We start from the raw sequence: 13496 nt of genomic DNA, 5'->3' as shown, positions 1-13496 counted from the left end.
CTCGTTCCTACAATGGCCCGGTGGCCATCCTCAACGCCGACCTGCACTGTCACTCCAATGTCTCCGACGGCACGCTGAGCCCGGAGCAACTGGCCGCGCGAGCCAGCGCCAACGGCGTCGAGTTGTGGGCCCTGACCGACCACGACGAGGTGGGCGGCCAGCGGCGCGCAATGGCCGCGGCCTCGGCGCTCGGCCTGCCCTATCTCACCGGCACCGAGATCTCGATCACCTTTGCCGGCGAGACGGTGCACATCGTCGGCCTCGGCTTCGATGCCGACGACCCGCAGTTGAAGCAGGGCCTGGCCGCGACCCGCGGCGGCCGCGAGGCGCGGGCGCGCGAGATGGCGGCCGGCCTCGCCGTGGTCGGCGTCAAGGATGCCTTCGAGGGCGCGCTCAGGTACGTCGGCAACCCCGAGCTGATCTCGCGCACCCACTTTGCGCGCCATCTGGTCGAGACCGGCGTCTGCAATGACACCTACGAGGTGTTCCGCCGCTTCCTGGTCGAAGGCAAGCCGGGCTACGTGCCGCACCGCTGGGCCAAGCTGGGTGACGCGGTGCGCTGGATCAGCGAGGCCGGCGGCATCGCGGTGGTGGCGCACCCTGGCCGCTACAAGTTCACGCCGACCGAGGAGTACGCGCTCTTCACCGAGTTCGTGGCCCACGGCGGGCGCGGGGTCGAGGTCGTCACCGGCAGCCACAGCGCGGCCGAGTACCTCAAGTACGCCGACCTGGCGCAGGAACTCGGCCTGCTCGCCTCGCGCGGCTCCGACTTCCACGCCCCCGGCGAAAGCCGCACCGATCTTGGCGCCCTGCCCTGGCTGCCCGGCACGCTGGCGCCGGTGTGGGAGGCGCTGGCCGATCGCGTGATCGCACCCCTGGACGCCGCCACGGCGTCTTCGTGAGCGTTTCGTCGACGCCAGGTCCTGCTTCCGTGGCCGCGGCCGCGGCGGCGGACCCGAGGGCGAGCACGCAGCAGCATCCGCTGCTCGGCGTGCTGCTCATCCTGCTGATGGGCATGTGCTTCGCCACGCTCGACACCAGCGCCAAGTTCCTGAGCCTGTCGCTGCCGGTGCTGGTGGTGCTGTGGGTTCGCTACAGCTTCCAGGGCCTGGCGATGGCGCTCTGGCTCAGCGTGCATTGGCTCAGCGGCCGCGGCAACCTGTTCCGCACCCGTCATCCGCGCTTCCAGTTGCTGCGCGGCGCGCTGCTGCTGGTGACCAGCGCCCTGCTGTTCTTCGGCATCCAGTTCATGCCGGTGGCCGAGTTCACCGCGGTCGGCATGCTGACGCCGGTGCTGACGACGGTGCTGGCCGCCGTCTTCCTGCACGAGAAGGTCTCGCGCCTGCGCCTGCTGCTGATCGGCGGCGGCTTCTGCGGCGCGCTGATCGTGGTGCGGCCCGGCTCGGGCCTGTTCGGCTGGGTCGCGCTACTGCCGCTGGCGATGGCCTCGGTCTATGCCTGCTACCAGTTGCTGACGCGGCGCATGTCGGGCCTCGAACATCCGCTGACCACGCACTTCTACACCGGCGCGATCGGCGCCCTGATCGCCTCCCTGGTGATGCTGCTGGTCGGGCTGTTCGGCAGCACGCCGCTGCTTGCGCCGCTGGCCGCGCTCGACACGCGCGGCTGGGCGATCGTGCTGCTGGCCGGCGTGATGGGCACCGCGGGCCACCTGTTCTTCATCCTCGCCGTGGCACGGGCGCCGATGGCCTTGCTGATGCCCTTCACCTACGCCCAGATCGGCTTCGCCAGCTTCACCGGCTGGCTGGCCTTCGGCCATGTGCCGGACTTCTGGGCCTTCGTCGGCATGGGCGTGGTGGCGGCCTGCGGGGCGGCGGCGGTGGCGCTGAGTTTTCGCGAGGCATCGGTAGCTGCCCGCAGTCTCAACGCCAACAGCGTTGCGGAAGAATGACGGGATGACCATCCATTTCGAGATCCATCCCGACAACCCGCAACCGCGCTTCCTCAAGCAGGCCGCGAACATCCTGCAGGCCGGCGGCGTCGCCGCGATCCCGACCGACTCGAGCTATGCGCTGGTCTGCCGGCTCGACGACAAGGCGGCGGCCGAGGCGCTGCGCCGCCTCCGCGATGTCGACGACAAGCACCACCTGACGCTGCTGTGCCGCGACCTGAGCGAACTGGCCAGCTACGCGCGCGTCGACAACCGCCAGTACCGGCTGCTGAAGCTGGCCACGCCCGGGCCCTTCACCTTCATCCTCGAGGCGACCAAGGAAGTGCCGCGCCGCGTGAGCCATCCCTCGCGCCGCACGATCGGCCTGCGCGTGCCGGATCACAAGGTGACGCAGGCGCTGCTCGAGGTCTTTGGCGCGCCGTTGCTGGCGACCACGCTGATCCCGCCCGGCGCGAGCGAACCGCTCAACGACTGTGCCGAGATCGTCGAGCGCTTCGGCAAGCAATTGCGCGCGGTCGTCGACGCCGGTGCCTGCCCGATGCAGCCGACCACCGTGATCGATCTCAGCGACGGCGAGGCGCCGGTGCTGGTGCGCCTGGGTCGCGGTGACCCGGCGGCGGTGGGGTTGGCGCTGCCGGCCTGAGCCTGGGCGGCGAGAACGCAGCCAGGAGCCGACGCGCGATCGACGCGGGTCTCAGCGATCGTAGGCCGCCACCGACGCGGCCACGGTGCTGGCCGCTTCTTCGTCATGGCCGGTCACGTCCGTGACGGCCGGCGCGCGGCCGGCCGGCGGGCCGGTCGGCCCGGGTTGCGCGCGCAGCAGCGCGGCCTGCGACAGCTCGCTCGTCTGCAGGTTCAGCAACGGAGCGGGCGCCGGCGTCGCCAGCCACCACAGGCCGGCCAGCGCGGCAATCGCGGGCAACGCGGCCCACAGCCACCAGTCACGAGTCGATGAAGTCCGGCGACGTGTGTCGCCCTGCGCTCTGGCATCTGGAGAGTCCATGCTGTGCTCCTGAGATTGGGACATCGATGACCCAATCTAGGCAGCAACGGCAAATGGCGCTTCCGTCCGCGGATGTATGCGGCGCGGCGCGTGACAACGATCAGCTGTGCTTGTCGCCTGCTCCGCCTTCGGTCCCGCGCAGGCGATCGAGCACGCGCGCGGCATCGAATCCCAACTGCGGCTCGCCCCGCACGACAACGATCGGCGTCGCGCTGCGGCCCAGCTTGTGCGCAATGGCGTCGAAGCGCGCCTTGCAGTCGGCGTCGAGGTCGATCTCGCAGACCGTGTAGTGCACGCCGCCGGCGTCGAGCATGCGCTTGGCGCGCGTGCACCAGCCGCACCAGGTGGCGGAGTACAGCGCCAGGTCACCCGGCCGTGCGAGGCCGGCGATCTCGGCACCGAGCGTGGCGTTGCGATGGCGCTGCCACAGCGCGGTGGCGCCGACGGCCAGCGCAATCACCAGCCCCAGCGACAGTAGCGACCTGCGCCGCGTCGGTGGCACCGGCGCGTTCATGCGGGATCAGACGGCGGCGGTCGCCACGATCTCGATCTTCCAGCCCGGTCGCGCCAGTTGCGCTTCCACCGTCGCCCGCGGCGGCGTGTGGCCGGGCACGACCCAGGCGTCCCAGACCTCGTTGAGCGCCGGGAAGTCGGCGACATCGGTGATGAAGATCTGCACCATCAGCAGGCGGCTCTTGTCGGTGCCTGCACGGGCCAGCAGCGCGTCGATCGCGGCCAGCACCTGGCGGGTCTGGTCGCGCATGTCGAGCGAGGCGTCGGCAGGCACCTGGCCGGCAAGGTAGGCCACGCCGTTGTAGACCGACATCTCGGAAAGGCGCGCGCCGACGTCGAAGCGCTGGATCGGTTGTTGGCTCATGGTGTCCTTGTTCCTGGGTTCGATCATCAACGGTGGTGCGGCTTGCCCGGCGCCTTGTGGTGCCCGTCGCCCGTGCCGGCTGCCGCCTTCTGCCCGAGCTTGCTCTCGGTGCCGTTCATGAGCTTGCGGATGTTGGCGCCGTGGCGCCAGATCAGCAGCAGGCCCATCGCGCCGATCGCGAAACCGGCGGCGCTGGGGCCCCAGATCAGCAACTCGTAGAAAGGTGCAAACGCGGCCGCCACGATCGATGCCAGCGACACATAGCGGAAGAAGAAGACGATGATCACGAAGCTGGCCAGCGTCGCCAGGCCGAGCCACGGGTTCAGGCCGAAGATCACGCCGGCCGCGGTGGCCACGCCCTTGCCGCCCTGGAAGCGAAAGAACACCGGCCACAGATGGCCGACGAAGGCGGCCAGACCGACCAGTGCCGCGGTGCCCTCGCCGAGGCCGAAGCGCTCACCCCACAGCAGCACCGCCATCACCGGCAGGTAGCCCTTGAGCGCGTCGAAGGCCAGGGTCAGCAGCGCCGCCGCCTTGTTGCCCGAGCGCAGCACGTTGGTGGCGCCCGGATTGCCGGAGCCGTAGCTGCGCGGGTCGGCCAGGCCGAAACCGCGGCTGACGATGACGGCAAAGGACAGCGAACCGATCAGGTAGGCCACCAGGGTGGCCAGCAGGGGCGCGAGGATTGGCATGCCGGGATTGTGCAGCTGCCGATGACCTAGTCCGCAAGCGCGCAATGCACCGGCTGTGCCTGCAGCAACGCCACGAGCACCGCCGGCTCGATACCCACGAGGTAGCCGCGCCGGCCACCGTTGATGTAGATCTTGTCGAGCGCCAGCACGCCGGCCTCGACGAAGACCGGCATGGGCTTGCGCAGGCCGAAGGGCGAGGTGCCGCCGACCTGGTAGCCGCTGTGGCGCTGCGCCACCTCGGGCGCGCAGGGTTCGACCTTCTTGCGGCCGATCTCGCGCGCCAGGTTCTTGGTGCTGACTTGGGCGTCGCCGTGCATCAGCACGATCAGCGGGCGCGCCGACTCGTCCTGCATCACCAGCGTCTTGATCACCGCGTGCTCGGGCACGCCGAGCTGGCGTGCCGACTCCTCGGTGCCGCCGCGATCCACGTAGTCGTAGGGATGCTCGCTGAAGACCACGCCGGCGCGCCGCAGCATCGCGGTTGCCGGGGTCTCGCTGACATGGGTTTCCTTGCGTGCCATGGGCACTCAGTGTGCCAAATACACTGGGCCACAGGAGGCCATCGCCATGAACCGCAGCAACGACTTCTTCACGCTCGAGCTCGACACCGTCAGCGGCATCGCGCAGCTCCGGCTCAATCGTCCCGAGCGCATGAACACGATGGCGCCGGCCTTCTTCACGGCCTTGCGCGACGCGGTACTCGCGCTCGACGCCGCCGGCGGCACGCGCGTGCTCGTCGTCGCTTCCAGCGGCAAGCACTTCAGCGCCGGCATGGCGCTCGACGTCTTCGGTGGCGAGGGCATCTCTATCTGCGCCACGCCGCGCGAGCGCCTGCACTTTCAGCGCTCGCTGCGCGAACTGATGCGCTGCTTCGACGTGCTCGACCAGGCGCGCTTTCCGGTGATCTGCGCGGTACACGGCGCCTGCGTCGGCGGCGCGCTCGACCTGGCCGCGGCCTGCGACATCCGCGTCGCCAGCGCCGATGCCTTCTTCGCGGTGCAGGAGATCCACATCGGCATGGCGGCCGACCTCGGCGTGCTGCAACGGCTTGGCAAGCTGATCCCCGAGGGCCTGGCGCGCGAGCTGGCCTACACCGGCGACCGGCTCGACGCCCAGCGTGCGCTGGGCTGCGGCCTGGTCAACGCGGTGCTGCCCGACTTCGACGCGCTGCAGGCGCATGCGCTGAAGCTCGCCACCACCATCGCCACGCGATCGCCGCTGGCGCTGGCCGCCAGCAAGCTCTCGCTGAACCATGCGCGCGACCACGGCGTGGCCGAGTCGCTGACCCACATGAGCTGGCTGCAGAGCGCGGTCTTCGATCCGCCGGAGATGGCGCGCGCGATCGAGGGCTGGCAGCGCAAGCAGGTGCCGAGCTTCGAGCCATTGCGGGCCGACGACGACGCATGAGAAGCCCGCCGCCGGGCCTCGGCCCTGGCCGCGCGCGCTGGGTCGCGCCGACGGTGCTGCTGCTGCATGCCGCCGCGCTGATGCTGCTGTGGCGACTGGTCGCGCCGCCGGCGCCGGGTGGTGCGGCGCGCGCGGTGCGCCTGAGCCTGATGGCACCGAGGCCGACCGCGTCGGCGATACCGGCATCGCCCCAGGAAAGGCCAGCGATCGAGCGCTCGCGCCCGCCGGCCCCTCGGTCGCAGACGACAGCGACGACCGCCATCGCGCCGCCGACCGAGGCACCGCGGGCGGCGCCGGCCGAAGCCCCGCGTGCGATCGCCGCCGACGAACCATCCTCCGAACCGCCGCTGCTCGACGGCGCGGCGACCCGGCGCGCGATCCGGGAGTCGGCGCGCAACCCTGGCCTGGCGCAGCGCAGCGACGACGCGCTCGGCAATGCACCGCGCGATGCCAACGCGACGCTGCGCGAGGGCGTCGACAAGGCCGCCCACGGCGACTGCGCCAAGGGCGAGTACGTCGGCGGCGGCATGGGCCTGCTCAGCCTGCCGTTCTGGGCCGCCGCCGAACTGGCCGGCAGGTGCGCGCGCTAGCCAGCCAGCCAGCCATCGTGATGGGTGGACGAGCGTTGCATGCGCACTCGGCGACGTGCAGTCCCGATTGACTTCGACTGGCCGCCACGGGAAGCTTTGAGCGTCGCCAGCTCCACTCGATCGGCCACCATGAGCACGAAGCAGATGCGCCACTCCCTGTTCAAGGTCCATGCGGTCGCGGCTGCATTGCTGCTGTCCGGGACCTGCGCCTGGGCCGAACGACCGACCGACCGCTACTGGGCGCAGCTGCAGGGCTACTGGCCGAGCATCGAATCGACCGCCCGCGCCGACGTGCTGGCCACGGGCCAGCCCGGCACCGAGTTCAGCTTCGAGAGCGATCTCGGGCTGTCCGACCGCAAGGCCCTGCCTGCAGTGCTGCTGGGCATGCGCTTCTTCGACAACTGGCGCCTCGAATTCGAGTACTACTCGCTCGAGCGCAGCGCCACCAAGACGCTCGGGCGCCAGATCGTCTGGGACGACACGGTCTTCGACATCGCGGCCCAGCTGCACAGCGAGTTCGATTCGTCAATCTACCGCCTCACCGCCGGCTACTCGTTCCTGAAGTCGCAGGACGCCGAGCTCGGGGTCTCGCTTGGCCTGCACATCACCGACTTCATGGTCTCGCTCGAAGGTACCAGCAACGTCGGCATTGCCTTCGATCGCGAAGCCAAGGATGCGCTCGCGCCATTGCCGACGCTCGGCCTCTACGGCAGCTACGCCTTCTCGCCGGCCTTCGGCGTCCGCGCCCGCGCCGACTACCTGAGCCTCAAGTACCAGGACTACGACGGCAAGTTGCTCAATTTCGAAGCCACGCTCGACTGGCGCTTCAGCCAGCACTTCGGCGCAGGCTTGGGCTATCGCTACGTCGACTACCGGCTCGACGTGACGAAGTCGGACTGGAACGGCCAGCTCAAGTACAAGTTCAACGGGCCGTTCGTCTTCCTCGAAGCGGCCTTCTGACGGAGTCGCCGGCGCGGCTCAACCCGCCGCGCCGGCCCCTCGCGCCCGCTCCTCCTCCTGCAGCCGCAGCACCCGCCGCTGCACCTTGCCGGTGGTGGTCATCGGCAGCGCGTCGATGAACTCGATCTCCTTGGGGTACTCGTAGGGCGCAAGGCGGCCGCGCACATGGCGCTGCAGCTCGTCGACGAGCTGCGCGCTGGCGGCGTGGCCGGGTGCCAGCACCACGTAGGCCTTGACCACCGCGCCGCGCTCGCGGTCGGGCTTGGGCACCACCGCCGCGTTGGCCACCGCGGCATGCTTGACCAGGCAGTTCTCGATCTCGCTCGGCCCGATGCGGTAACCGGCGGCCTTGAACACGTCGTCGCTGCGGCCCTGGTACCAGAGGTAGCCGCGCTCGTCCATGACCGCGGTGTCGCCGGTGCGGCACCAGGAGTTGGCGGGGTCGCCGGTGAACTTGGCGCGCGTTGCGTCCTCGCGCTTCCAGTAGCCGAGGAAGAAGATCGGGTCGAGGTCGCCATGCACGTCGCGCCGGTGCAGCGCGACGTCGCCGGCGCTGCCGGGTGGCAGCTCGCGGCCCTCGTCGTCGACCACCGCAATGCGGTGGCCGGGATAGGCGCGACCCATGCTGCCCGGTTGCGCCGGCCAGCCGCTGTGGCCTCCGCCGTTGATGTCGACCCAGCGCCCGCAGTTGCCGACGATGTAGTTGATCTCGGTCTGGCCGAACATCTCGTTGATCGCCAGGCCGAGCTGCTCGCGGCCATAGGCGAAGACCGCGTCGCCGACCGCCTCGCCGGCGCTCATCACGCCGCGCAGGTGCAGGTCGAAGCGCAGCGAGGGCCGCGGCACCGCCTTCATCATCGCCTTCAGCGCGGTCGGGAACAGGAAGCTGTGGGTGACCCGATGGCGCGCCATCAGCGCAAAGGCCTTCTCGGGCCCGAAGCGACCCTCGGCGGCCAGCACCGGGCGGCCGAAGTACAGGCTCGGCAGCAGCGCGTCCATCAGGCCGCCGGTCCAGGCCCAGTCGGCGGGCGACCAGAACACGCTGTCGGCCTGCGGGAACCAGTTCTGCGAGCAGACGAATCCAGGCAGGTTGCCCATCAGCGCCCGCTGCGGAATCAGCGCGCCCTTGGGCGGGCCGGTGGTGCCGCTGGTGTAGATCAGCACCGCCGGGTCGTCGGCGCGCGTGCTCAGCGCGTCGAAGACCGCGTGCTCGCGCGCCAGCGCGGCCTCCCAGTCGACGCTGCCGCGACCGGCGGCGGCACCGACCGCGATCACATGCTCGAGCGCCGGACAGGCGCCGCAGGCGGCGAGCAGCGCCTCGATGCCGCTCTCGTCGACGATGGCGACCGTGGCGCCGCTGTCGCACAGCCGGTACTCGAGCGCCTCGGGGCCGAACAGCATCGACAGCGGCATCGCCACCGCGCCGAGCTGGCTGATCGCGATGTGGGCGACCGCGGTCTCGGGCCGTTGCGGCATCACGATCGCGACGCGGTCGCCACGCCGCACGCCAAGCCCTTCGAGCGCGTGCGAGAGCCGGTTGGCCTGCGCCTGCAGCGCACCGAAGCTCAGCGTGCCGACGCCGCCGTCCTCGCGCTCGTAGATGACCGCGGTGCTGAGCGCGTTGTGCGCGTCGCGAGCCCAGCGGCCGCAGCAGGCCTCGGCCCAGTTGAAGCTGGCCGGCACGCGCCAGCGAAAGCTGCGGTGCAGGTGCGCGTAGTGGTCGGTCGATGCGGCGCCCATGCCTCGTCTCCTCGCGGTGTTCCTGTGTCTGCGGTCGCGGTCTACGGTTTCGCCATGCTAGGCTGATCGAGCTCTTCGGCATCCGAAATTTGTCGTTTCCAGACACCTGTTTCCATGTCCAGCTTTGCCGCCGCCAGCTACGACCGCATCGACTTCGAAGCCGTGCCGCCCTCCGCCACGCACGCGATGCGGCTGCGCGGCCAGGGCTTTGCGGTGCTCGGTCCGCAGGCGCTGGCGGCGCTGTGCGGGCACGCGCCGGCAGAGCTCGACGGCGCGCTCGCGCCCTTTTGGGAGCGGCTGGCACCGGATGCCTACCTGAAGGACGGCGGCCGCTACCGCAAGCGCCGCCACGGCTGCTACCTGCACGAACTCGACGCCGGCCGGCTCGAGGCCATGCCGCACCGTGCCCACTGGCAGCCGACCACCTACAACGCGCTGCATGGCGGCATGGAGCGCTGGTTCGACCCGATCGAGCCGGCGATGGCCGCGCAGCCGGCCTGGCGCGACCTGGTGACCTCGATCGGCAGGCTCTTCGGCGAGGTCGCCACGACCCCGCCGCGGCGCTGGTACGTGGAGGCGCATCCCTTTCGCATCGACACCAGCGACGGCGTCGGCCGACCGACGCCCGAAGGCGCGCATCGCGACGGCGTCGACTTCGTCGCAGTGATCCTGGTCGGGCGCCACGGCGTCAAGGGCGGCGAGACGCGCGTCTTCGAGGCCGAAGGCCCGCGCGGCGTGCGCTTCACGCTGGAGCAGCCCTGGAGCGCGCTGCTGCTCGACGATCCGCGCGTGATCCACGAGAGCACGCCGATCGTGCCGCTCGACGAGACCCGGCCCGGCCATCGCGACACGCTGGTGCTGACCTACCGGGCCGACGGCTTCCAGGCGCCGGCCTGACCCAGTCTGTCCCTGCCGCGACGCCGGGCCTGCGCGCCAGCACCTAGAGTCGAGCCCACATGGAACCCGTCTACCTTGCGCGCCGCGCGGCGCAATCCCGCTTCTTCGAGGTCCGCGGGCTGCGCCTGCACGCGCATGTCTGGGGCGATGCCTCGCTGGTCACGCCCGAGCGGCCGGCGCTGCTGCTGATGCACGGCTGGATGGACGTCGGCGCCTCGTACCAGTTCGTGGTCGATGCGCTGGCCGCCGATCGCTACGTGATTGCGGCCGATTGGCGCGGCTTCGGCCGCAGCGAAGCCCCGCAGCCAACCGACGGCTACAGCTTTGCCGACTACCTCGGCGACCTCGACGGGCTGGTCGATGCGATCTCGCCCGAGGCGCCGATCGACCTCGTCGGCCACAGCATGGGCGGCAACATCGTGATGCTCTACGCCGGCGTGCGACCGCAAAGGGTGCGGCGGCTGGTCAACCTAGAGGGTTTCGGCCTGCCGCAGATGGCGCCCGAAATGGCGCCCAAGCGCTACGCGCAGTGGCTCGACGAGCTCAAGACGCCGCAGGCGCTGCGCGACTACGCCAGCGCCGACGAGGTGGCACAGCGGCTGCGCAAGAACAACCCGCGCCTGAGCGCCGACAAGGCGACCTGGCTGGCACCGCACTGGGCGCGGCTCGACGTGGCCAGCGGACGCTGGCAGATCCAGGGCGATCCGGCCCACAAGCGCACGAACCCGGTGCTGTACCGGGTCGAGGAGATCCTGGCCTGCTGGCGCCGCATCGAATGCCCGCTGCTGTGGATCGAGGGCGAGGCCACCGACATCGGCAAGTGGTGGGGCGAGCGCTACACCAAGAGCGAGTTCGACGCCCGGCTGGCGGTCGTGCCGCAGGTCGAGCGCCATGCGCTGGCCGACTGCGGCCACATGCTGCACCACGACCAGCCGCAGCGGGTGGCGGCGCTGGTCGAGGCCTTCCTCGACCGCTGAAGCGCCGCGCCGCTTGCCCGGTGACGGCGTGCCGCCTATGGTTGCTGGCACCATCCTGCGCAGGAGAACCGCATGGACAAGCACAGCTCGTGGATCGCCATGGCCGCGCTGCTGCTGTCGCTGGCGCCGACGGCGCTGGCCCAGGCCCCGAATCTTCGCCCCGGTGGCTGGGAGCAGACCCTGACCATCAGCGCCGGCGGCGGGGCGCAGCGCGTGACCAAGCTCAAGAGCTGCATCACCAAGGAAGATCTCGCCAGCATGCGCACCTTCGAGAAGGATGAGAACTGCAAGAACCAGTACACGACGCGCAGCGCGGCCCGCATCGCCGGCAGCCAGGTCTGCGTCCACGGCGGCCAGCAGCGCAAGGGTGAATTCGACATCCAGTTCCAGTCACCCGAAAGCTACCTGATGACGGCGGGCTCGCGCGTCGTTGGCGAGCCGGCCAGCGAAATGCGCATGGAGATGAAGGCGCGCTGGGCCAGCCCGAACTGCACCGGCTACGACGACTGAAGGGCCCCATGCGGCGGTGGCGCCGCGGGATGCGAAAATCACGGTTTGGCCGGCGCGGTGCCACCGTGGCGCCCCGGCCCCAGAACAGCCGGAGCCCTGAATGGACATCGAACGCATCAACACCATCGGCGCCACCCTCGCGGACCTGAGCCAGCGCGCCCAGGACCTCCGGAGGTATCTTTGACGTCGACCAGAAGGCACGCCGGCTGAGCGAGGTCAACGCCGCACTCGAGGACCCGGCCGTCTGGAACGAGCCGAAGAAGGCGCAGGAGCTGGGCCGCGAGAAGAAGTCGCTCGAGGTCGTGGTCGAGGTGCTTGACCGCGTCGGCGCCACGCTGGCCGACAACAGCGAGCTCTACGAGATGGTCAAGGCCGAGGAAGACCTCGACTCGCTGGCCGCGATCGAGACCGACGCCGCCGCGCTCGCCACCGAGATCGAGGCGCTCGAGTTCCGCCGGATGTTCAACAACCCGGCCGACCCGCTCAACTGCTTCATGGACATCCAGGCCGGCGCCGGCGGCACCGAGGCCTGCGACTGGGCCAGCATGCTGCTGCGCCAGTACCTGCGCTACTGCGAGCGCAAGGGCTTCAAGCCCGAGGTGATGGAAGAGAGCGAGGGCGACGTCGCCGGCATTCGCAGCGCCACGATCAAGATCGAGGGCGAGTACGCCTTCGGCCTGCTGCGCACCGAGACCGGCGTCCATCGCCTGGTGCGCAAGAGCCCTTTCGACAGCGCCGGCGGCCGCCACACCTCGTTCGCGTCGGTCTTCGTCTACCCCGAGGTCGACGACACCATCGAGATCGAGATCAACCCGGCCGACGTGCGCACCGACACCTATCGCGCCAGCGGCGCCGGCGGCCAGCACATCAACAAGACCGACTCGGCGGTGCGGCTGACGCACATCCCGACCGGCATCGTCGTGCAGTGCCAGAACGACCGCTCGCAGCACCGCAACCGCGACGAGGCCTGGCAGATGCTGCGCTCGCGCCTCTACGAGCACGAGATGCGCAAGCAGATGGAAGCGCAGCAGAAGCTCGAGGACAGCAAGACCGATGTCGGCTGGGGCCACCAGATCCGCAGCTACGTGCTCGACCAGAGCCGCATCAAGGATCTGCGCACCAACGTCGAGATCAGCAATACGCAGAAGGTGCTCGACGGCGACCTCGACCCCTTCATCACGGCGAGCCTGAAGCAGGGCGTTTGATCCGGGCGTGTCACGCAAGATACAATGCGTGACACGCACAACAGGAACGCTTCGATGAAGACCATCAACGTCCGCGAGTTGCGAGCCGAGATGCCCCGGTTGCGCGAAACTCTGGCCAGGGAGCAGGAGTTGGTGCTGGTGTCCAACGGCGAGCCGGTCGCCCGCATCCTGCCGATCGCGCGCGAGCGCCGGTTGCGCTCGCTCAGTGAGCATCGCGCCACGATGCCGATGCTCGAAGGCATCGACCAGCTGATTCGTGAGGAGCGCGATCGGCGTTAGATCCAATGAGCGTCTACATCGACACCAGCGCGCTCGCCAAGCGTTACCTGGCAGAGCCTGCATCGGATGCTTTCGACCGATTCCTCGCGACTTGCGGTGACGACTACGTGATCAACCCGCTTGGCGCCACCGAGTTCGAATCGGTGCTGCAGCGCCTGCAGCGCCAGCAACTGATCGATGCAAGACACGCTCGCCGCGCGCGCACGGAGTTTGGCAAGGATCTCGCTGCGGCGCTCTGGAACATGCAACCATTCGACAGCGACAGCTTCTCGCTGGCCACGGCCCTGATGCAGGACCTCGGCGTTGCACTCGCGACGCTTGACGCGCTCCATCTGGCCTCCGCAATCAGCCATCAATGCTCCGGCTTGGCGACCGGTGATCGCCAACTTGCCCGGGCTGCCGCAGCGCGTGGCCTCGACGTCTACCCATTTCACACCTGAGACCAAC

The 13496-nt window shown here is 69.8% G+C and carries 18 protein-coding genes; 12 read left to right on the top strand and 6 right to left on the bottom strand.

The features are described 5' to 3' along the window. Window positions 1-20 precede the first annotated feature (20 nt). The 3 genes from EV670_RS02735 to EV670_RS02725 are packed head-to-tail and all read left to right on the top strand — an operon-like array spanning window position 21 to window position 2555. Window positions 21-902, top strand: a complete 882-nt coding sequence (locus EV670_RS02735) for a 3',5'-nucleoside bisphosphate phosphatase (protein ID WP_130430272.1) — start codon at window positions 21-23, stop codon at window positions 900-902. Window positions 903-931: 29 nt separating this feature from the next. Then, window positions 932-1912 carry a DMT family transporter gene (locus EV670_RS02730; protein ID WP_242616807.1) on the top strand — a complete coding sequence of 327 codons (981 nt, stop codon included), beginning with the start codon at window positions 932-934 and terminating at the stop codon, window positions 1910-1912. 4 nt (window positions 1913-1916) lie between these two features. Continuing rightward, window positions 1917-2555 (top strand): L-threonylcarbamoyladenylate synthase, encoded by a 639-nt coding sequence (locus tag EV670_RS02725; protein ID WP_130430271.1) that lies wholly within the window; start codon window positions 1917-1919, stop codon window positions 2553-2555. A 51-nt stretch (window positions 2556-2606) separates the two neighbouring features. On the opposite strand, the gene EV670_RS02720 is transcribed toward EV670_RS02725, so the two are convergent. The 5 genes from EV670_RS02720 to EV670_RS02700 all read right to left on the bottom strand — a co-directional run bounded on the left by EV670_RS02720 (window position 2607) and on the right by EV670_RS02700 (window position 5005). Continuing rightward, window positions 2607-2915, bottom strand: a complete 309-nt coding sequence (locus tag EV670_RS02720) for a hypothetical protein (RefSeq protein WP_130430270.1) — start codon at window positions 2913-2915, stop codon at window positions 2607-2609. 100 nt (window positions 2916-3015) lie between these two features. After that, a complete protein-coding gene (locus EV670_RS02715; RefSeq protein WP_130430269.1) occupies window positions 3016-3429 on the bottom strand; it encodes a glutaredoxin family protein in 414 nt (137 codons plus the stop codon). A 6-nt stretch (window positions 3430-3435) separates the two neighbouring features. Next, window positions 3436-3792, bottom strand: coding sequence for a RidA family protein (locus EV670_RS02710; RefSeq protein WP_130430268.1), 357 nt, complete (start codon window positions 3790-3792; stop codon window positions 3436-3438). Window positions 3793-3818: 26 nt separating this feature from the next. Next, window positions 3819-4484, bottom strand: a complete 666-nt coding sequence (plsY, locus tag EV670_RS02705) for a glycerol-3-phosphate 1-O-acyltransferase PlsY (RefSeq protein WP_130430267.1) — start codon at window positions 4482-4484, stop codon at window positions 3819-3821. Window positions 4485-4510: 26 nt separating this feature from the next. After that, entirely contained in the window at window positions 4511-5005 is a 495-nt protein-coding gene (locus EV670_RS02700; RefSeq protein ID WP_130430266.1) for an aminoacyl-tRNA deacylase, read from the bottom strand. Between the two features lie 46 nt (window positions 5006-5051). On the opposite strand from EV670_RS02700, the gene EV670_RS02695 reads away from it, so the two are divergent. The 3 genes from EV670_RS02695 to EV670_RS02685 all read left to right on the top strand — a co-directional run bounded on the left by EV670_RS02695 (window position 5052) and on the right by EV670_RS02685 (window position 7441). Beyond that, window positions 5052-5891, top strand: a complete 840-nt coding sequence (locus EV670_RS02695; RefSeq protein WP_130430265.1) for an enoyl-CoA hydratase-related protein — start codon at window positions 5052-5054, stop codon at window positions 5889-5891. After that, window positions 5888-6481 carry a hypothetical protein gene (locus tag EV670_RS02690; protein WP_130430264.1) on the top strand — a complete coding sequence of 198 codons (594 nt, stop codon included), beginning with the start codon at window positions 5888-5890 and terminating at the stop codon, window positions 6479-6481. The genes EV670_RS02695 and EV670_RS02690 overlap by 4 nt, the downstream gene beginning before the upstream one ends. A gap of 129 nt (window positions 6482-6610) precedes the next feature. After that, entirely contained in the window at window positions 6611-7441 is an 831-nt protein-coding gene (locus EV670_RS02685; RefSeq protein WP_165393214.1) for a porin family protein, read from the top strand. A gap of 18 nt (window positions 7442-7459) precedes the next feature. Here the strand turns inward: EV670_RS02685 and EV670_RS02680 are convergent, their stop codons facing one another. Next, window positions 7460-9181 (bottom strand): acetate--CoA ligase, encoded by a 1722-nt coding sequence (locus EV670_RS02680; RefSeq protein WP_130430262.1) that lies wholly within the window; start codon window positions 9179-9181, stop codon window positions 7460-7462. Window positions 9182-9295: 114 nt separating this feature from the next. Between EV670_RS02680 and EV670_RS02675 the strand changes: the two genes are divergently transcribed. From EV670_RS02675 to EV670_RS02650, 6 genes are all read left to right on the top strand, one after another. After that, window positions 9296-10078, top strand: coding sequence for a 2OG-Fe dioxygenase family protein (locus tag EV670_RS02675; protein WP_423213558.1), 783 nt, complete (start codon window positions 9296-9298; stop codon window positions 10076-10078). Between the two features lie 59 nt (window positions 10079-10137). Further along, window positions 10138-11055 carry an alpha/beta fold hydrolase gene (locus EV670_RS02670; protein ID WP_130430261.1) on the top strand — a complete coding sequence of 306 codons (918 nt, stop codon included), beginning with the start codon at window positions 10138-10140 and terminating at the stop codon, window positions 11053-11055. Between the two features lie 72 nt (window positions 11056-11127). Continuing rightward, window positions 11128-11565, top strand: a complete 438-nt coding sequence (locus EV670_RS02665; RefSeq protein WP_130430260.1) for a DUF3617 domain-containing protein — start codon at window positions 11128-11130, stop codon at window positions 11563-11565. Between the two features lie 100 nt (window positions 11566-11665). Beyond that, window positions 11666-12770, top strand: a protein-coding gene (gene prfB / locus EV670_RS02660) for a peptide chain release factor 2 (RefSeq protein ID WP_130430259.1) whose coding sequence is annotated in 2 segments (ribosomal slippage) — window positions 11666-11746 and window positions 11748-12770 — 1104 coding nt in all. Because the reading frame shifts where the segments join, the coding sequence is not laid out codon by codon here. Between the two features lie 54 nt (window positions 12771-12824). Further along, entirely contained in the window at window positions 12825-13049 is a 225-nt protein-coding gene (locus EV670_RS02655; RefSeq protein ID WP_165393213.1) for a type II toxin-antitoxin system Phd/YefM family antitoxin, read from the top strand. 5 nt (window positions 13050-13054) lie between these two features. Then, on the top strand, window positions 13055-13489 hold the full coding sequence (locus EV670_RS02650; protein ID WP_130430257.1) for a type II toxin-antitoxin system VapC family toxin: 435 nt from the start codon (window positions 13055-13057) through the stop codon (window positions 13487-13489). Window positions 13490-13496 lie beyond the last annotated feature (7 nt).

It is taken from the genome of Rivibacter subsaxonicus, from assembly GCF_004217215.1.
In the GTDB taxonomy this organism is placed as follows: domain Bacteria; phylum Pseudomonadota; class Gammaproteobacteria; order Burkholderiales; family Burkholderiaceae_C; genus Rivibacter; species Rivibacter subsaxonicus.
The sequence above is the reverse complement of the archived record's forward strand: the minus strand, read 5'-3'. Positions and strand labels throughout refer to the sequence as shown.